At 62.5% G+C, this 17864-nt stretch carries 18 protein-coding genes and 1 pseudogene; 12 read left to right on the top strand and 7 right to left on the bottom strand.

The annotated features are described in order from the left end of the window. Nucleotides 1-8: 8 nt before the first annotated feature. Nucleotides 9-941, bottom strand: a complete 933-nt coding sequence (locus XH92_RS30015) for a hypothetical protein (protein WP_246787734.1) — start codon at nucleotides 939-941, stop codon at nucleotides 9-11. Between the two features lie 198 nt (nucleotides 942-1139). Between XH92_RS30015 and XH92_RS30010 the strand changes: the two genes are divergently transcribed. From XH92_RS30010 to XH92_RS29980, 7 genes are all read left to right on the top strand, one after another. Continuing rightward, nucleotides 1140-2375, top strand: coding sequence for a glycosyltransferase family 4 protein (locus XH92_RS30010; RefSeq protein ID WP_194461490.1), 1236 nt, complete (start codon nucleotides 1140-1142; stop codon nucleotides 2373-2375). A 15-nt stretch (nucleotides 2376-2390) separates the two neighbouring features. Next, the gene (locus XH92_RS30005) at nucleotides 2391-3053 is read left to right on the top strand and encodes a ParA family protein (RefSeq protein WP_194455341.1); all 663 of its coding nucleotides are present in this window, start codon (nucleotides 2391-2393) and stop codon (nucleotides 3051-3053) included. A gap of 329 nt (nucleotides 3054-3382) precedes the next feature. Next, on the top strand, nucleotides 3383-4006 hold the full coding sequence (locus XH92_RS30000) for a transglutaminase-like cysteine peptidase (protein WP_246787733.1): 624 nt from the start codon (nucleotides 3383-3385) through the stop codon (nucleotides 4004-4006). 161 nt (nucleotides 4007-4167) lie between these two features. Beyond that, complete coding sequence (locus XH92_RS29995; RefSeq protein WP_194455340.1) at nucleotides 4168-4425, top strand: hypothetical protein; 258 nt, start codon at nucleotides 4168-4170, stop codon at nucleotides 4423-4425. A gap of 139 nt (nucleotides 4426-4564) precedes the next feature. Then, nucleotides 4565-5560, top strand: a complete 996-nt coding sequence (galE, locus tag XH92_RS29990) for a UDP-glucose 4-epimerase GalE (RefSeq protein ID WP_194455339.1) — start codon at nucleotides 4565-4567, stop codon at nucleotides 5558-5560. 131 nt (nucleotides 5561-5691) lie between these two features. Then, nucleotides 5692-6840, top strand: coding sequence for a hypothetical protein (locus XH92_RS29985; protein ID WP_246787732.1), 1149 nt, complete (start codon nucleotides 5692-5694; stop codon nucleotides 6838-6840). After that, on the top strand, nucleotides 6837-7070 hold the full coding sequence (locus tag XH92_RS29980; RefSeq protein WP_246787731.1) for a hypothetical protein: 234 nt from the start codon (nucleotides 6837-6839) through the stop codon (nucleotides 7068-7070). The genes XH92_RS29985 and XH92_RS29980 overlap by 4 nt, the downstream gene beginning before the upstream one ends. A 13-nt stretch (nucleotides 7071-7083) precedes the next feature. On the opposite strand, the gene XH92_RS29975 is transcribed toward XH92_RS29980, so the two are convergent. Continuing rightward, a complete protein-coding gene (locus XH92_RS29975; RefSeq protein ID WP_246787730.1) occupies nucleotides 7084-7467 on the bottom strand; it encodes a VanZ family protein in 384 nt (127 codons plus the stop codon). 372 nt (nucleotides 7468-7839) lie between these two features. On the opposite strand from XH92_RS29975, the gene XH92_RS29970 reads away from it, so the two are divergent. From XH92_RS29970 to XH92_RS29950, 5 genes are all read left to right on the top strand, one after another. After that, on the top strand, nucleotides 7840-8502 hold the full coding sequence (locus XH92_RS29970) for a response regulator transcription factor (protein WP_016841655.1): 663 nt from the start codon (nucleotides 7840-7842) through the stop codon (nucleotides 8500-8502). A 207-nt stretch (nucleotides 8503-8709) separates the two neighbouring features. Then, nucleotides 8710-10086, top strand: coding sequence for a sensor histidine kinase (locus XH92_RS29965; protein ID WP_194455337.1), 1377 nt, complete (start codon nucleotides 8710-8712; stop codon nucleotides 10084-10086). 216 nt (nucleotides 10087-10302) lie between these two features. Then, a complete protein-coding gene (locus tag XH92_RS29960; RefSeq protein WP_194455336.1) occupies nucleotides 10303-10473 on the top strand; it encodes a hypothetical protein in 171 nt (56 codons plus the stop codon). 969 nt (nucleotides 10474-11442) lie between these two features. Then, entirely contained in the window at nucleotides 11443-11673 is a 231-nt protein-coding gene (locus XH92_RS29955; RefSeq protein WP_194455335.1) for a hypothetical protein, read from the top strand. A gap of 845 nt (nucleotides 11674-12518) precedes the next feature. Continuing rightward, nucleotides 12519-13913, top strand: coding sequence for a hypothetical protein (locus XH92_RS29950; protein WP_194455334.1), 1395 nt, complete (start codon nucleotides 12519-12521; stop codon nucleotides 13911-13913). 133 nt (nucleotides 13914-14046) lie between these two features. Here the strand turns inward: XH92_RS29950 and XH92_RS29945 are convergent, their stop codons facing one another. From XH92_RS29945 to XH92_RS29925, 5 genes and pseudogenes are all read right to left on the bottom strand, one after another. Then, nucleotides 14047-14688: a hypothetical protein gene (locus tag XH92_RS29945; protein WP_194455333.1), complete on the bottom strand. Its 642-nt coding sequence runs from the start codon at nucleotides 14686-14688 to the stop codon at nucleotides 14047-14049. A gap of 154 nt (nucleotides 14689-14842) precedes the next feature. Continuing rightward, nucleotides 14843-15121, bottom strand: coding sequence for a hypothetical protein (locus XH92_RS29940; protein ID WP_194455332.1), 279 nt, complete (start codon nucleotides 15119-15121; stop codon nucleotides 14843-14845). Nucleotides 15122-15421: 300 nt separating this feature from the next. Continuing rightward, nucleotides 15422-16182: pseudogene (locus XH92_RS29935) on the bottom strand (IS5 family transposase). Between the two features lie 76 nt (nucleotides 16183-16258). Next, nucleotides 16259-16726 (bottom strand): hypothetical protein, encoded by a 468-nt coding sequence (locus XH92_RS29930; protein ID WP_194455331.1) that lies wholly within the window; start codon nucleotides 16724-16726, stop codon nucleotides 16259-16261. Beyond that, complete coding sequence (locus tag XH92_RS29925) at nucleotides 16723-17853, bottom strand: helix-turn-helix domain-containing protein (RefSeq protein WP_246787729.1); 1131 nt, start codon at nucleotides 17851-17853, stop codon at nucleotides 16723-16725. The genes XH92_RS29930 and XH92_RS29925 overlap by 4 nt, the downstream gene beginning before the upstream one ends. Nucleotides 17854-17864 lie beyond the last annotated feature (11 nt).

The following is a 17864-nucleotide window of genomic DNA, read 5'->3' as shown; positions in this document are numbered from 1 at the left end:
CCACATGCTCAGCCCGCCGTCTTGACGGCGCCCTGCCGGCTCCGGAACACGCGCACCCGTCCCTCAAGGCGCGGTGCCTCCTGCCGCGGCATCGCGACGGGGGCCGGGGCGGGTTCGGCACGCCTTGGCTGCCGGGGCGCGAGCGGCGCTGCCTGCACCCGATGCTCTTCGAGACTGAGCTTGAGGCCCACCAGCGGTTCCCGGCCTGAAGGGCCCGACACCACAATCCGGTTCCCGGTGACGCGCAACGCGGGAGCCCCCAGGAAGATGGTTTCGGCGGCGATGGCGTAGCGATCCGCGCCCGGGCCGGTGGCTTCCAGCGAGAACCCCGTGATCGCCAGCGCGCGTCCCCGGGTTCCGGCAAAGGTTCCGAGCGGAACGAACTGGTTGTCGCCGCGCTGCGGCCGGGCGAACTTGACGGCGTATTGCAGGTTGAGATCGTAGGGCTTGTTCGGCCATTCGAGCGAAATGCCCTCGATCCGGGCCGGCGCGGCCGGTCCGGCGATCCACGTATTCGAGCCGACCGTCACGTCACCCAAACCGGCGACATGCGCGAGCAGCTTGAGGTCGCTCGGTTCCTCTGGGCCAGCCTCGGGCTCATAGCTGTCGAAGGGCTGGCTGGCCGGCTGCATGGCCGGTTGTCCCTGGGTCAGCGGTTCGATCTTGATATTGGCGGCGGTCGACCCGCCGGCGCGCCCTGCGGTGACCTCGACGATCAGGCGGCTCGGCCGGGCGACGGACACGACCAGCGCGGTCTCGGGCGCAAACAGGGTTCCATTGGCTCCGTCGGGCCCGGTAATAATGTTACAATTGTTAAGGCTGGCGCGATCCGGATATACGCGCACCACCGGAGGTGATGTCTTGTCTTCCGCGCCATTGTAGCGAACCAGGAAAAGCCCTCGTGCCAGGTCAATGGTTTTCTGCTGAATCTGTTCGTTCATGGTCGCCTGCGAGCCTAACGGAATGGGTCGATATGTTTCTCGCACAGTGTGCCCCAAAAATCTGTGTGATAGAAGGGGGCTTAATGTTAATCCGGTGAGATAGTTTCGCACGTGCATATCGAAGACACCCTGCCGGTCATGGTATCGACCCTGACCCCAACCGAAGACCGCGCGGCCTGGGGGCGCGCTCGCCCGCCGATGAACGTCCTCTTCGTCCACAACAACTTTCCTGCCCAGTACCGCCACATTGCGCGTGCACTCGCCGAGCAGCCCGGTAACAAGGTCGTTGCGGTCGGTTCGTCGACCGCGAGCACGACGCCGGATATCCGGCTGCTCAAATATTCGACGACCAAATCGGACTCCTCGATGGTCCATCCCTTTGCCCGCCGCTTTGATACCGAAGCGCGGCGTGCCGAAGAGGTGCTGTATGCGCTGTCGTCGCTGTCGGGGCAGGGCTTCGTGCCCGACCTGATCTTCGCGCATCCCGGTTGGGGTGAGACGCTGCCGCTGCGCACGATGTTTCCGAAGGCGCGGATCATTCTGTATTGCGAATTCTACTACGGCGCCGAGGGCAGGGACGTCGGCTTCGATCCGGAGTTTCCGATGACCGGCCTCGACGGCAACGTCGCGCTCCATCTGAAGAATGCGACCACGCTGCTGTCGCTCACCGAATGCGATACCGGCGTCTCGCCGACGCCCTGGCAGCGCTCGACCTTCCCCCGCGAGTTTCAGGGCAAGATCGAGGTCATCCACGAAGGCGTCGACACCGACGAGGTGAAGCCCAATCCCGTCGCGCGGTTTCAGCTGCCGAACGGCGCGACGCTGTCGGCGGATGACGAAGTCATCACTTACGTCTCGCGCAATTTGGAGCCGGTGCGCGGCTTCCATGTCTTCATGCGATCGCTGCCGCGGATCATGGCTGCGCGGCCGAATGCGCAGGTGGTGATCGTCGGCGGCAGCGGGACATCCTACGGCGCGAATCCGCCCAAGGGCTCGAGCTGGAAGTCGATGTTCCTGGACGAGATCAGGTCGGACATCGACCTGCGCCGTGTGCATTTCCTCGGCCGGATTCCGCGGGAACCGTATCTCGAACTGCTGCAGATCTCCTCGGTGCACGTTTATCTGACCTATCCCTTCGTGCTGTCATGGTCGCTGCTGGAGGCCATGAGCGCGGGATGTGCGGTGGTGGCATCGGACACGGCCCCGCTTCGCGACATCATCTCTGACGGCAACGGCCTGCTGACGCCGTTTTTTGATATTGATGCGCTGTCGGATCAGGTAGTCTCGGTGCTGTCACGGCCGAAAGCCTTCAAGAAGATGCGGATGAAGGCGAGGAGCTTCGTGAGGGACAATTACGATGCGAAGCGGGTCTGTCTGCCCCGGATGCTGACGCTCGTTGATGAAGGTGTCCTCCCGCGCACGCACGGGGGATAACGCCAGGAGCTAGCGATGCCGCTTGTCATCTCGGTTGCCCAGCGCAAGGGCGGGGTCGGAAAGACGACTCTTGCGGTCTTGCTGGCCGCGGAACTGGACCGGCGTACGGGCGTGGTGGGGCTGGTCGACGCCGACTCCCAGGCGTCCGCCTGTCACTGGGCCGAGCCGGGCAATCTGTCGTTCCCGGTCTACCAGCTCGATCCGGAAACCCGCCCCGTTGCCGAATGGGCCAAGCTGATGCGTCAGATCCCGCATCAGATCATCGTCGTGGATTCCGCGCCCAACGACCGGGTGCTGGGCGCCGTGCTCGCGGTCGCCAATATCGTGCTGATGCCGTGTACGCCGTCCGGCCTCGACATCGAGGCCACCGCGCGGACGATCGACATCGTGCGGGAGGTGCGCGCCGCGCGGCGCACGGCGCTGCGCGCCATGATCGTGCCGAACCGCGTCGACCAGCGCACGCTCGAAGGCCAGCAACTGATCGAGGAGCTCGATACGCTCGACGAGGAGATCGGGCCGATGATCGGAAGCCGCTCGGCCTATGTTCGCGCCGTCGCGCTCGGACAATCGGTGGCCGATTTCGCCGGCGGCACGCCCGCGGACATCGAGATCAAGACGCTCGCCGATCTCGTCATGAGCTGGTGCGGGATCGCGCCGCGCCAGCGCGCGACGGTCTAGATTTTAACAGAGCGCGCTGGCTGCTTCACATCGGGCAACCATGCCCGCACGGGAACAAGAGATCCTGCGCCGCACCTGCTCCCTCATCCGAACGGCAGCGTCGGCAGAAATCGCACGAAAAGAGGCCGAAAAGCGCGATAACGCCGCGATCCGTCGACCTTCACGCGCGTTATCATTCGACAGTCGAACGGCCTGCCGGCGCGGGAACCTGGCTTGGTTAACGGACGGCTCGCGCGCATCCGGGCATTTGAAGCAAATGCCGCCGCGCGCTTGAGCCTAAGCTCAAGACATTTCCCGTAGATGCTTCCCGTCACTTTGGGGAGTGAGGAATGTACAGCGTCAAGAGAGTGATGGCCCTGCTTCTGGCCATCGTCGCGCTCGGGACCAGCGCGCAGCACACCGAGGCCGGAATGATCGGCTTCCCGCTGCCGCTGCGCGGCGTGGTCGAGAAGATCCGCTTCAGCGAGCCGACACTGGCGCCGATGGCCTACACCATGTTCTGCATGCGCTATGCCGACGAATGCAAGCCGAAGGCGCGCATTGTGTTCCGCGGCGGCGCCACGCGTCTGACCAAGCAGCGCATCGCCGACCTGATCGAGGTCAATGCCGCGGTCAATCGCAGCATCGTGCCACAGCGCAACGAACGCGGCCTCGCCGGCGAGGAATGGCTGATCAATCCGGCACGCGGCGATTGCAACGACTATGCGGTCAGCAAGCGCCATGAGCTGTTGGCGCGCGGCTGGCCGATGCGCAACCTGTTGCTGAGCGAGGTGGTGACCTCCTGGGGCGAGCATCATCTCGTGCTGGTGGTCCGCGTCGAGGGCGGCGATGTCGTGCTCGACAATCTGAACGCGCAGATCCGCAGCTGGTCGCAGGCGCGCTATCGCTGGGTCAGGATGCAGACCCCGGCGAATCCCGACCACTGGGCCGCCGTCGCGCAGGCCGGCGCCTGAATCTTCGAGCTAGTCCCATCGATAGAACGTGGCGCGGCGAGACACTTCGCCGCGCCGCTTTCGTATTCGGGATGATGAAGGTCGCAAGCGCGCAGCGACAACATTCCGGAACGATTGGAGGCGTGACCGGTTAACCCGGTCCACCCCATCGAGGCATCGACATGAAGCTGGCCGGCCTTGTCACGATTGCGACGCTGGTCGTCGCCGCAGCGGCTCCCGTGTTCGCACAGGGCACCGGGCAGACCTCACAGGGCGGCACGCGCTACTCGATCGATGGCCCGGGCGGCGGCGTCCCGACATCGCGGCCGCAGGCGACCCGGCCGGTCCCGCCGGCAACACCGGTTTACCCCTACGGGCGGCAACCGCGACACGCGCCGCCGGTCGGGCAGCAGACCAACGTGCCGCTGGGGTCGCGTTAACCGTCACTGCTGCACTCAATCCGTTCGGTCTTAACGCTATTCCCATCGGCATTTTGCCGCGCCGGACGGAATGTCGTACCCATGCGATCATTGCCTTTGTTGAGGCGCGGGATTGGTCCGCGCAGGGACGGCATTTTCGATGACGAGCAGAGGTTCGATCCTCATCACGGGCGGCGCGGGATATATCGGATCCCATTGCGCCAAGGCGGTCGCCGAGGCCGGGTTCGTCCCGGTCGTCTATGACAATCTGTCCACCGGCCATCGCAACTTCGTGCAGTGGGGACCGCTCGTGACCGGCGACGTCGCCGATCACGACAAGATCACTGCCACCATCCGCGGGCACAATGCGCTTGCCGTGATGCATTTCGCCGCGTTCAGCGCGGTCGGCGAGTCCGTCGCGGATCCGCAGAAATACTTCACCAACAACGTTGCCGGCACGCTCGGCCTGCTGCGCGGCATGCGCGAGGCGGGCTGCGACCGCCTGGTGTTCTCCTCTACGGGTGCCGTCTATGGCAATGCCGGCCGCGATCCGATTCCCGAGAGCGCCGCAGGGCCGACCGTCAATCCCTACGGCCGCTCCAAATACATGATCGAGCAGATGCTCGATGATTATCGCGCCGCCTATCAGTTCAAATCGGTCTGCCTGCGCTACTTCAATGCCTGCGGTGCCGATGCCTCCGGCGCCATCGGCGAACTCCGCGATCCCGAGACGCATTTGATTCCGCGCGCGCTGATGGCATTGCTGGGACACGTGCCGGATTTCGCGATCTTCGGCGAAGACTATGATACGCCTGACGGCACCGCGGTGCGCGACTACATCCATGTCGACGATCTCGCCGCCGCCCATATCGCAGCGCTCGAGCTGCTGTTGAAGGGCGACGCCGGCGGCGTGTTCAACCTCGGCACCGGCACCGGCTATTCGGTACGCGAGGTGCTGGACGCGATCCGCGCCGAGACCGGCGAAGCGGTGCCGAGCGTGGTGCGCGAGCGCAGGGCCGGCGATCCGCCGATCCTGGTCGCCGATCCCGCCAAGTCCGAGCGCGGCCTCGGCTTCAAGGCGAGCCGGTCGGATCTCGGCTACATCATTCGCTCGGCCTGGGCGTGGCACCAGAAGGCACATCCGCGCCGGCGCTAGCCGATTGCGGCCTCAATCCAGCTCGGATCGGTATGGCCCTGCCGCGCTGTCATCCGCGGGTGCGCCATTTGTGTTAATGTTAAAAGCCACATAGAGTATCGTAACTTTATGGGCAAACCAGACTAACATTCATGACGTCGACGCCAGCCCAGAGGACGGTCCGGGACATCGGCGCTGCGCATCCCGAGGTGGAGTTCGCGCTGGTGCTGGCGCGAACCATCGACTCCGTCAGTTCCGACCCGCAACAGCTGCGCAGCGCGGTCTACGAGCTCGCGCGCCAGAAGCTGCAGCAGCTCGCGCACGAGGATCCCAAGGAAAAACAGCGCCTGATGCAGGCGCTGGAGGCGGCGATCGAAGGCGTCGAGGCGCACACCGCGAGCAATGTGTTCGAAAGGTTTTCGGTGCCGCCGGCGCGGGCGCTGCCCACCTTCCTGGAGGCGGCAGGCGCCGCGCGGCGGATCGAGGGGCCTCCCCGGATCGATGCCGAGGAGGCATTTGTCACGACGCTCGATCGCGCCGAGGCGCCGCGCCGGCCGCGGTGGTCGTCATCGGCGCCGCTGCGTTACGTTGCGATGCTTGGCTTCTTTGCACTGGTCGCGGCCGTTGTCGTGCTGCAACAACGCGGCGTGTCGCTGGCCGCAGCGCGCGCGATGATTGCGGGAACGCTCGCGCCGGTGCCGGCTGAAACCCGAAGGCCGGCGGTCGTTGCCGCGGTGCCTGCCCAGGCCGTGGCCGCCGTGGCGCCGGCGCCGCAGCGGCCGTTGCCGACCGCCTACGGCGTTTACGCCGAGAGCGGCGGCAAGCTTTCCGAGCTGCAGCTGATCCAGGGCCGCGCGCCGGATCCCCGCATCGCGATTTCGGCGGCGATCACGCGGCCGAGCGAGACCACATTGCCGGACGGGCATCTCCGCTTCATCGTGTTCCGCCGCGAAGGCTCCAGCGGTGCGTCAGATCCGATCGACGTGAGGCTGATCGCGCGCGTGACCCGGCAGACCACGTTCGACGCGACCGGCAAGCCCGTGGTCACGCCGGGCGACGACACCTGGGTGATCCGCAACATCTCGATCCCGTTCCGCGCCGCGCCGCTCAAGGAGGATCCGCAGATGTTCGAGATCGAGCCGCGCGACGATGCGCCGCTGTCGCCGGGACGCTACGCCCTGATCCTGAAGGCGCAGGCCTATGATTTCACCGTCGAGGGCGCAGTGACGGACAAGCGGCATTGCCTGCAGCGGCTGGCGGCCGCGAATGGCGTGTTCTACTCGGAATGCGAGAAGCCGTGAGCGGTGCGGCCGTCCGGTTCAGCGCCGTGCTGGCGCTGTTGCTGTGGTCGAGCGCCGCCATCGCGGCACCCGATGCCGAGACCGCGAAGCGATGCTTGCGCGCGGCTTATATGGTCTATCCGTACAAGCGGCCGGGTGTCGCACCGATGAATGGCGACCGGCTGCACTTCTTTCAGCAATGCATGGCGCAAGGCGGCACCAGGTCCGCGGAAGCTCCGAAGCGCGATTGAGCCGTCCGGAGGATCACGTTGCGTCCGCGCGCGACCTCAGCCGGCCGAACTGGCTGCGCAGCACCAGCAGGATGAGGTGACCCGCGCCGACGCCGGCGAGACCTCCCGCCACCTTCACGATCGCATCAAGCAGCCGGCCGTGACGGTCCGGTGTCAGCAATTGCATCGCCTCGAGTGTGAACGAACTGAAGACCACAAAGAGCACGATCAGCGCGGTACGCCGCGGGTAACCCAGCACAAAGGCCATCGCCATCACTGCAAACGCAGCGAAGCGCTCGGTCTGAGGATGGAAGAACGACGGACGGTCCTGGATCGGGGACAATGTGACGAATGCGATGAAGGCCAGCGCAAGCCAGCCGGCGGCCACACCAAACGTCCTGATCTTCGAAACAGGCAATCAACTATTCCCGGTCCCTGTGCCCTGCCGCGCGCTGGATTAGCGCATCGCTCCTGTCCGCGATAATTAAATGCCCGCCGAAGGTTAACCCGCCGCGTTGTGTGAGCATGCTCACGACGCTGACGACGCCCGCTTGCGATGATAGGTCAGCAGCGGGTATCCAAATTTCAGGTAATTAATTACCTCAATCTGGAACCCAATCCCGATCCACCCGTATCTGTTTGATGGAACCTGCGCTGCTTGCGCGGGTTCCCCGGATGGTGCACCTGACGAAAAAATAAGCTTTGCGTTGCGGCTCCATTCATAGGCCGTTCACGGCCGGCAGCCTCATTTGATGCCGGAACATCGCAATGCTCACTCTCGGAGGCTAAAGTGCGTCTGCTCGTCGTTGAGGATGACCCGGATCTGAACCGCCAGCTCACCACCGCGCTGACGGACGCCGGCTATGTGGTCGATCGCGCGTTCGACGGCGAGGAGGGGCATTTCCTCGGCGACAGCGAGCCCTACGACGCCGTCGTGCTGGATATCGGCCTGCCGAAGATGGACGGTATCTCGGTGCTTGAGGCCTGGCGGCGCAACAAGCGGGTGATGCCGGTGCTGATTCTCACCGCGCGTGACCGCTGGAGCGACAAGGTTCAGGGCTTCGATGCCGGCGCCGACGACTATGTCGCAAAACCGTTCCATCTCGAGGAGGTGCTGGCGCGGATCCGCGCGCTGCTGCGCCGCGCGACCGGGCATGCCCAGGTCGAGCTGAACTGCGGGCCGGTGGCGCTCAATACCCGGACCAAGCGGGTCACCGTCAACGGCAACCCGATCAAGCTGACCTCGCACGAGTACAACCTTCTTGATTATCTGATGCACCACACCGGGCGGGTGGTGTCGCGCACCGAGCTGGTCGAGCATCTCTACGACCAGGACTTCGATCGCGACTCCAACACCATCGAGGTGTTCGTCGGCCGCATCCGCAAGAAGCTGGAAGTCGATATCATCCAGACGGTTCGGGGCCTCGGCTACATGCTGTCGCCGCCGACCTAAAGCATTTGTTGAACGAACCGGCTCGCGCGAGGAAAGCGCGATCAAACAACAGGATAAGAGGATATCCTGTTCAATCGGATCATGCTCTTAAGGCGCTTGATCGCCATGCGGGCATTGGCATGATCCGAGCCAGGAGAAACTGGATTCGCCAATGTTTGAATCCCTGATGTCTGTTGCCGCTGACACGCTGTTCGAGACTGTGCCCTGATGGGCGGCAGCTCGCTTGCGACCCGCCTGTTCGTCTCGGCGACCGCCTGGGTGGTGGTGATCCTGGCGATCACCGGCGTCATCCTGTCGTCGGTCTATCGCGACGCGACCGAGCGCGCCTTCGACCGGCGGCTGAATCTCTATCTGCGCACCCTGATCGCCGAGGTGGCAACGCCGGACGAGCCGGCGGACCGCCAGTTCCAATCGCTTGGCGAGCCGCTGTTCGACCTGCCGCTGTCGGGCTGGTACTGGCAGATCACCCGCACCGATACCGAAAAGGGCGAGACCCGCGCCTCGCGCTCACTGTGGGACAAGAAGCTGCCCAAGCTCGAGGAGCACGGCGCCGAGCTGACCGCCGCCGGCGTCCGCCTCGGCTATGTCGACGGGCCCGAAGGCCAGAGCCTGCGGGTAGTGGAGCGGCCGGTCGATCTCGGCGCGGACGGCAAGTTCCTGGTCAGCGTTGCCGGCGATGCCACCGAGATCTTCGATGAGACGCGCAGCTTCGACTATTACCTCGGCGGCACCTTCGCTGCGCTGGGCATCGTGCTGCTGCTGACCACGATCTTCCAGGTGCGCTATGGCCTCGCGCCGCTCAAGCGCATCTCGGATGCGATCGCCGACATCCGCTCCGGCCGCGCCGAGCGGCTGGAGGGCCGGTTTCCGGTCGAGATCGCGCCGCTCGCGCGCGAGACCAACGCGCTGATCGACGCCAACCGGGAGATCGTCGAGCGCTCGCGCACCCATGTCGGCAACCTCGCGCACGCGATCAAGACGCCGCTGTCGGTGATCGTGAACGAGGCGGGCGCGCATGCCGGCGATTCCTTTGCCAGCAAGGTGCTGGAGCAGGCCGATTTGATGCGCGACCAGGTCGCGCACCACCTCGAGCGCGCGCGGATCGCCGCCCGCGCCACCATCGTCAGCACCATCACCGACGTCGCCCCTGTGATCGAGGCGTTGCGCAGGACCATGGAGAAGATCCATCGCGACCGCGACCTCGCGATCGAGGCGAAGGCCGATCCGGCGGCGCGGTTTCGCGGCGAGCGGCAGGACCTCGAGGAGATGGTCGGCAATCTCGTCGACAATGCCTGCAAATGGGCGGCCTCGCAGGTGTTCATCGAGGTCGGCGTGGTCCCGCCGGAGGCTTCGGGCGCCGGACCCAGGTTGCGCATCGTGGTCGACGACGACGGGCGCGGCCTGTCGGAGGCCGAGCGCGCCCAGGTGTCGCGGCGCGGACAGCGGCTCGACGAATCCAAGCCCGGCTCGGGGCTTGGCCTCTCGATCGTGACCGATCTCGCCGGCCTCTATGGCGGCAAGCTCGCGCTGAGTGACGCGCCGATCGGCGGCTTGCGGGCCGAGCTGGTGTTGCCGGCGGTGTAGGGCGGGAGAGATTAGGTTGAATGGTGGTCACGAAGGCGGTGCGCTCCCTTTCCCGCTTGTAGGTGCTGTCAGCCCCCGTGTGGGACGCCCGCCCATGATCTAGATCAAAGGATTTAGATCCAATCCCGGGGTTCTCCGTGGGTGACCGGAGTTCCAGAAGTCGTATTGCGCGGCTTGTTCCCCGTGCAATGATCCCCCGATCTCGGGAGACTGCCCATGAAGGACATGCAGACGCACTTGGAGAAGCTTCGTGTCGAGGCGGAAGAGTGCGAGCTCATCAGCAAGCTGGCGACCAACGAGGCCAAGAAAGAGCTGTTCGCCAAGTTGGCCGCACATCACCGGAGGCTAGCCGATGAAGTCGAGCGGACCATGAAGGAAGCCCGATAGGAACTTTGCGTTCCCATGTCGATTTACAGCCCCGTTCCCGTAAGGAGCTGAGGGAGGAAAAAGGTCACATGGGCCAAATTCGACGTCGGGTCAGACACACCAATTCACTTGAAGCGCGCCTTGTTGAGAGAGCCAGAGAGCTACGCGAACAGGCCGCAGCGCTCGCCCCAGGTATCGAGAGAGAAGCGCTCCTGAAGCTAGCCCGGCAAGCTGAGGCCGGCGCCAGCATGACCGAATGGCTGCGCGCTGGGGGGCTTCAATCATCCACGACCTAAAGGCTGTTTGCCGACGTCACCGTCAATCGCGTCCTACACAAGCAACATAATCTACTTGCCCCAACGGAGCGGGCGGGATCGCGCTGAATGGTGGACGCGACGCGGAAGCGCTTCGCGCGCCTCACCAACGGCTTTTCAAGGAAGCTGGATCACCCGCCGCTGCTGTGGGCCTGTACGTGGCTCACTACAATCTCTGCCGCGTAGCGGGGGGCCGCACATAAAATAGGGGCCGCCTACGTAAGCGACCCCTGCCGGATAACCAAAAAAATGATCTTTATGAAATAGCCCGGTGTGGGACACTAAACCTCTTTGTCCCCAAAGCGGATTCCGTAGAAGCACGGTGAAAGGAAACGGCCCCAGCGCGTTGGAACGAACGCTGAGGCCGCTCACCGCGCCGTGTCTTGAGGATTGCAGATTATGACAGGCCCGTCTCCCCGGTGTTTCACCGTCTGTCCTAATTTGTCGGAGCGCGTGTCCGTCCGTGTCCTAAGTTGATTTGGGACGCCATTCGTTCTTGAGCCAAGTCAATGAACGGAACGACCCGGGGTTCTCCGTGGGTGAACGGAGTTCCAGTCAAACGTATAGGAACGCCTCCAAGGAGGCCCTAGTTGTCGAGATATCACCGACAACTATATCGGGCGCCGGTGGCTGAGAGTTCTATGCGCTCCCGCCTCTAACAGACGGGGGACCAACGATGATCCGCTATTTCTTCGACATCCGAGACGATGGATATTTTTACCCCGATGAAGAAGGACTGGAATTCAGCAACCTGCGAGACGCCAAGGTGGAAGCGGCACATACAATGGCCGACATCGCACGAGATGCAGGCCGCTCTGGCGACGATCATAACGTGACAATCGAAGTTCGAACGAAGCGGGGGCTGCTGTTTCAAGCTGCCTTCGTGTTCCACGGAACGAAACAGTAAGGCCGCTTCAGTTGGCGGCCTCTTTCATTCCTTCGTGGTCTGCCGCGTGCATTGATGGTGGAAAGCCGTGATGGCGCGAATTGCAGGTCAGCTTGAACCACGAGGCCCGGCGAAAGCCGAACCTTTCTTCTTCACCCCAAAGAAACGGCCCCAGCGCCGGGGGAACGCTGAGGCCGTGTCCAAGTGCTGTCCGTCTTGAGCACCGGGACCACGCGACAACGGAACGTCACCGGGGGCTGTTCCTAACCGTGAAAAAGAACGGCCCCAGCGAGGGGGCGCAAGCCGGGACCGAGTTTACATACGTCATCCGACGCACCCGGCGGGGGCGCCAGACATAAAACAACCGCCAGCCGACACGCCTCGTTCCTGTGGCGCGCAAAGAAACGGCCCCAGCACCCTTGGAGGTAATGCCGGAGCCGATCTTTATTCCCATTCCCACGCCGAACCGCCGGTTGCCGATAATTGACGGCCCCTCTGGGCTGTAATTTGATCTTGATGAAATGCCCTGCCCAGTCGCGAAAGTATCGAATCAACGAGCGGTTTCAGAAATCACCTGTGTGAATCGAACGTAAATAAGCTGCCGCTTTTTCCCGGGTGTTTGACAAGTGTCCTGGTTCCCCGGAGCGAGCGTCCGAATTAGGACGGCACCCGCTTGCGGGGGAGGCGAGGAGAGTTCGCGGACAATCTTCGCAGACATCACGCGCGATTTGCCGTGCGGACGCGGCGCAGCCTTTTGGGCGTCGCTGTCGTCATTATTCCTAAACGGCTTCTTAACGCGCCCACCTCTATCATCGCGGGGGGACGGGCTGCGGCGTTTGCCGGGCACCTAAGTTTCACGACCGGGCATGAGCCAGAAATCGACCGAGCGGCTGAGGGATTATCTCGCGCAGCTTCCGCCGCAATCGCAGGCGCTGCTGATGCGGGAGCTGGAGCGCGCCGTCGAACGCGGCGACGATGTCGCCGTCGCCAATCTGGTCCTGGAACAACTGCGGAAGATCGTGCGCGGCGCCGAGCAGGACGAGCAGATCCAGCCGCGCAGCGACGATCCGGCGCGGCTGCTGTTCCGGTCGCTCGAACCGTTCCTCGCCGAAACCAATTTCCCGACCCGGCCCGGCCAGCTCCGCCGTGCCTCCCTGCTGCCGATCTGGCAGTGGTTGGCCCGCGAGGGCGCGCCGGAGGCCGCCCGCGAATTCGAGAAGGCGCTGGCGGCGGCCACCGAGAGCGGCCCGATGGAGATCGCCGCGCGCAAGTTCCAGCTTGCGGCCGCGGAAGCCATCATCAAGGTCGCATCACCGACGCAGGACGATCGCCAGCGCGCGCTGTCGCGCGTCGGTCCGCCGAGCGTTGTCGAGGATCTGCTGCCGATCGGCCTCGTGCTGCAGGCCCGCGAGGCGCTGGAAACCCTGGGCAGCCGGCTGCCGAGCCAGATCAGGGTGCTTGCCGATTCCCAGATCGCCTCGGCGATGGAGGCGCTGAAGCTGCCGTCGCTGCAGACGCCGCAGCTGCTGCCGTTCGCGCTGTCTTTGATCGCGCAGCGGCTTGCCGCGCCATGGCAGATCATCCGCCTTGCCATCAAGATGGCGGCTTCCGACGACGAGCTGCGGGTCGCGGCAACGCCCTATGGCATCGCCGTCACCATCGCGCTGCATGACCTGTCGTTCGTCGCGGCCTGCCTGCGCACCGACATCAAGCGCGGGCATTTCGATTATGTCGGCGAGCAGCTCAAGACCCTGCATGACGGCGTCCGCGGCCTGCGCACCGAGCTCGACCTGCGCAACGACTCCACCTGGGGCCGCCAGCTCACCTCGGTGCGCGCCGATACCTCCAACGCGCTGCAATCGGAGATCGACAGCGTGCCGGGCCGGGTCCGCCGCATCCTGCGCCAGCGCGCCGACAAGGACATCACCGCCGGCGCCAAGATCGATGCGTCCGAGGTCGAGGACGCCGCCGCCCTGATCGATTTCGTCGCGGTGTGCCGCACCTATGCCAGCGAGCTCGCCATCAACGAGGTGACACTGCGGACCTTCTCGGACCTGCAGCATTATGTCGAGCAGTCGACCGAGGGGCTGGTGCAATCCTTGCGCGGTGGCGATGCCCGGGTCCGCGCCTTCCGCCAGCAGCAGGTCAAGGCCGCGATCCGGTTCTGCGAAGTGCTGTTCGGCCACGACTACGCCTCGCTGATGAACCGTGCGGCCGAGAATGCCGCGACCGGCGAGCGCAAGTCGTCGCGGGCGGGGTAGGGCAGCCGTCACCGCAATTTTCGGTGCCTTCGGCCCCAAGACGTTGAGAATTCGGGCGTTTCGCTAACGAGGCCGGCGCGCCCCGGGGCAGTCGAGATGCAAGCATGGCTACACCGAGTAGATCCAGTGTGTGCTACGGAACCCTTCGAGCCGTCACCTTCCCAGCGAACGCCTCTCCATTTGGTCCGCCAATCATCGCGCACCACATCTCCTCGCCAGTGATCAGGTCGATGGCGTGGTAGTTGAGAAGGTAAACAATCTTATCCACGGCCTTGCCGATCATCGAATATTCGCTCTCAATCTGCTTTCCATCGAGGATATCTGGCAAGTAGCCACGATGGAGTCGTTCACCGCAATCACGGTACAGCTTCACAAGGTCTGATTTGGTGAGAAAGCCGGACTGCATTGGAGGGGGCGGCAATACTATCTGTCCTACAGCCGTGGGAATTGGAGGCTGACCTTCGATCATGAGCATCGGCTTGGGATAAAAGTCGGACTTTAGCGCCTCTAGCGCTTTCATAAAGAAATCAGCCTGATATTTTTCGGTGAACCTACCGCGCCGTGTTTCTTTGATATCGCCGTGGGCGACAGCGCAGCTAAGCGCGATCAACTCGCAGATCAGTCTGAGTTCCAGGAACCCGATATCTCGACCTATCGTCTCAGCTATGGAGATTTTTGCGTGAATTACGCTCTTAATCCATTCGATCCGAAATTTGATCTCGTCCATCAACGAACAATACAGACCAATGGTCTTTTGAACTTCGACATCTGACATGGTTAAGAAAACCATCGAATGGGAAGAGCGTGAAGTCGAGCTAGAGCTTGACGCATGCGCTTTGAACGCGTCGTTGACGTGGCAGCGAAAAGGCCGCCACAGCATTGCAAATCGACGTCGGATATAGCCAATCCGAAGAAGCACGCTAAGAAGACTAGTCCGGCCAGAAATGCCCGTTGAGTTGCCTAGCCATAAGGGCGACGACGCGATCTGGATCGGCCTTCCACATCTCGTTTAGCAGAGTGTCGAATCCCGCGCCGGACTCAATCCGTACTGCGACGTCAGTAACGCCGCCTCCCTTAGAGGCAAGCTTGAATGATATCTGGATATTCTTCTCGCTCCGGTATTGGTGAATACTGACGCTGTCAGTCTCGTGATGCCATTGCGAAACCGTTTCACCAGATCGATATACCTTAGCGTTTAAAGGCTTCATGGTGCTCTCCCTCAAAATAACGACGACTACTAATGTCACCTGCGTTTGCGCCAATTGAGTGCACTGTCGCCGGAATTCAAGGAGGCAACCGTCCGGCGATACCACTGCGAAACCCACCGGCAATGGAAGATCACCTCGCTGCCTTCCTTGATACTTGCAATTTCATCAGACGCCTCAAGACCCGGCGTGGTCTCACGCCCTATGAAGCTATCCGCAAAGCATGGGCCGACGGGCCAAGCCGCTTAAGAATCGATCCTATCCACTTGACCTCGGGACTGAACACCTAGGGCCGATCGACATTCATTGCATCCAGATCATTGCGGCTGCGAGATGGATGAAGCCAGTAAAGTTGTCAGATCGCCTGTCATAACGGGTTGCCAAGCGTCGGAAGTGTTTGAGCTGGCAAAAGCAGCGCTCGATGCGGTTGCGCTGTTTGTAGGCGTCGGCGTCGTGCGGAATGATGATCTTGCGGGTGCGGTTTGACGGGATCACCGCCGTTGCGCCGATTTCCGCGATGATCGCACGCAAGGCGTTGCTGTCATAGGCCTTGTCGGCGAGCACGGCATCGCCGCTCTGGCCGTGGAGCAGTGCGGGCGCCTGGGTGATGTCATTAACTTGCCCAGCCGTGACGATGAAGCGGAGCGGACGGCCGAGCGCATCAGCCAGCATGTGGATCTTGGTGGTCAGTCCGCCTCGGGAACGCCCCAGCGCCTGATCTTTGGCCCCCCTTTTCCGCTCGTCGCCTGCTGGTGGGCGCGAACGATGGTGCTGTCGATCATCAGATACTGGTTGTCGCGATCGGCGGTCAGAGCAGCGAACACGCGCTCCCAGACGCCGGCATGGCACCAGCGGCTGAAGCGCTGATGCACCGTTTTCCACTTGCCGTACCGTTCCGGCAGGTCGCTCCAGTGTGCGCCCGATCGCAAGACCCACAAACATCCGTTGACGAACAGTCGATTGTCCGCAGCCGTCCGTCCCGGGTCGCCGGCTTTCCCCGGCAGCAGTGGCGCAACCCTCGCCCATTGCGCCTCCGTCAGCTCATATCGTTTCGCCGCCACCATCTGCTCCGTGTCTCGAATCACGGAACTCTATGAATCAGCGATCAAACCGCTTGGGAATCCTGAATGTCGATCGGTCCTAGGCCGCCTCGTCGGCGGCTTCCAACTCGGCAAGGTCCATAGTGAAGTCAAATACGATCTGAATTGGTTCGGCTTCTGGGTGCGCTTCGTTGTAGCTGTCGACGTCCACCTTCATCTGGCGGCAATCGCCCACGATTCCCTTTCGGCGGTGCTGGAAGGACATCTGCATGTGATCGCGCGGGGCAGTGCGGATATCGTCCCAAACCATTTCGGTCTGCCCCTCGGATGCAATCGGAGCAGGGTGAAGCAATCGGACGCGCCGTCCTTTTCGGTCGGTCATATACTCTTCGCGCATGGCCGACGCGATATCATCTGCGCAACGACGGCGGATTGCAGCCGAGGGCATTTCCCACCTTGCGTGTGATATTGCCCAGTCGGCGATGGCCTTTGCCGAAGTCGGCCACGGCATGCCGTCGAGCCGATATTCGTCAACGATACGCTGCATCTGCTTTACGTAGGTGGTCATATCGCTACTCCATAACCGTCAGTCAAAGCGGTTTGAGTGATGATGTGGCGTATCCTCGGCTGGTGTTTTTTAAATAGCTCCCAGCGCTTCGTACGACGCTGGATTTGTCCGGCGACGATGCCGGGATGTCGCTTCACAATCCGAGCAAATCCCAGAAGGCTCTTTTCTGAGAACATGGGATCATGACGTAGGATGAAGTCACGCATAACGCCAATCGGAACGCAGTGGTTGGCTGCTTCACGATTTGCATTCTCTTCAATTTTATCTTTGACCGGCTTGGACTCATCAAAATCATCAATGATGATCTCGGTTTTCCCATCACCGTTCAAGACGTGAGTGATTTCGTGCCAGAAGTCGAACCAAAATTTGTCGATCTGGTCCCCCTTGAGAGTGAGACCAATAACGGGGGATCTATTCTCATTAATCCAGAAGCAAACGCCCTGAATCTCCGAGCCAGGTATCGGCTCGACGATCACTAGACGTACACCGCACTCTAATAAGATGCGCGGAATGTGTCGGATTTCTTCGGGTTCGAGCATAAGCCTTTCAAGGTCACGGATACGCCCGCGCAAAGCCGCTTCGGAGTAGGGGGAAACCTTGAGCGAAGTAGCCAGCTGATTGACGCGAAAAATCCAAGCCCATTGATGCGCTGAAACGTTCTTTTGATAATTCCTGCGCGCGGCGTGCCTGAACTCGATCTCATCATTGATGCTGGCAATCTCGAAGAAATCACAGACCGCCTTCTCAAGCGCGCCGACACGATGTTGGCCGTCGATCAGCAAAGCGTCGTCGATAACGATCCAACCGCGTTTCATCATTTCCTTAATAGGGAAGCGATCATGCAGCGCTGCCGAACGGGAAATAGAATCGTCGCGCGCTGGCACCTTCGAGAGTTGCCATGCTGATTCCAAGTTCATCCAGAACTGCGCTGATGTGCCAAGAGCCTGCGCGAAATCGGTAGCGGTCTCCGGCGTGATGGAGCGCTTGCCCAAGATGATATCGTTCACGAGCTTCTGTGGGCGCTTGATGATCTCGGCAAAGAGCGTCTGCGACCATCCACGTGCAGCCAATTCATCTGCAAGAAACTCCCCGGGAGGGAAGACTTCGGCGGGTACTCTGCTATTCACGATGCCCTCCC

The sequence above is a fragment of the Bradyrhizobium sp. CCBAU 53421 genome (genome assembly GCF_015291625.1).
Classification (GTDB): Bacteria; Pseudomonadota; Alphaproteobacteria; order Rhizobiales; family Xanthobacteraceae; genus Bradyrhizobium.
Note: the sequence above shows the minus strand (reverse complement) of the source record. Positions and strands in the feature narration are given on the sequence as shown.

What these genes read in the sequence shown, in the direction of transcription:
- XH92_RS30015 (WP_246787734.1), bottom strand. Translation starts at nt 941, where the DNA reads ATGAACGAACAGATTCAGCAGAAAACCATTGACCTGGCACGAGGGCTT.
- XH92_RS30010 (WP_194461490.1), top strand. Translation starts at nt 1,140, where the DNA reads ATGAACGTCCTCTTCGTCCACAACAACTTTCCTGCCCAGTACCGCCAC.
- XH92_RS30005 (WP_194455341.1), top strand. Translation starts at nt 2,391, where the DNA reads ATGCCGCTTGTCATCTCGGTTGCCCAGCGCAAGGGCGGGGTCGGAAAG.
- XH92_RS30000 (WP_246787733.1), top strand. Translation starts at nt 3,383, where the DNA reads ATGTACAGCGTCAAGAGAGTGATGGCCCTGCTTCTGGCCATCGTCGCG.
- XH92_RS29995 (WP_194455340.1), top strand. Translation starts at nt 4,168, where the DNA reads ATGAAGCTGGCCGGCCTTGTCACGATTGCGACGCTGGTCGTCGCCGCA.
- galE (WP_194455339.1), top strand. Translation starts at nt 4,565, where the DNA reads ATGACGAGCAGAGGTTCGATCCTCATCACGGGCGGCGCGGGATATATC.
- XH92_RS29985 (WP_246787732.1), top strand. Translation starts at nt 5,692, where the DNA reads ATGACGTCGACGCCAGCCCAGAGGACGGTCCGGGACATCGGCGCTGCG.
- XH92_RS29965 (WP_194455337.1), top strand. Translation starts at nt 8,710, where the DNA reads ATGGGCGGCAGCTCGCTTGCGACCCGCCTGTTCGTCTCGGCGACCGCC.
- XH92_RS29960 (WP_194455336.1), top strand. Translation starts at nt 10,303, where the DNA reads ATGAAGGACATGCAGACGCACTTGGAGAAGCTTCGTGTCGAGGCGGAA.
- XH92_RS29955 (WP_194455335.1), top strand. Translation starts at nt 11,443, where the DNA reads ATGATCCGCTATTTCTTCGACATCCGAGACGATGGATATTTTTACCCC.
- XH92_RS29950 (WP_194455334.1), top strand. Translation starts at nt 12,519, where the DNA reads ATGAGCCAGAAATCGACCGAGCGGCTGAGGGATTATCTCGCGCAGCTT.
- XH92_RS29945 (WP_194455333.1), bottom strand. Translation starts at nt 14,688, where the DNA reads ATGTCAGATGTCGAAGTTCAAAAGACCATTGGTCTGTATTGTTCGTTG.
- XH92_RS29940 (WP_194455332.1), bottom strand. Translation starts at nt 15,121, where the DNA reads ATGAAGCCTTTAAACGCTAAGGTATATCGATCTGGTGAAACGGTTTCG.
- XH92_RS29930 (WP_194455331.1), bottom strand. Translation starts at nt 16,726, where the DNA reads ATGACCACCTACGTAAAGCAGATGCAGCGTATCGTTGACGAATATCGG.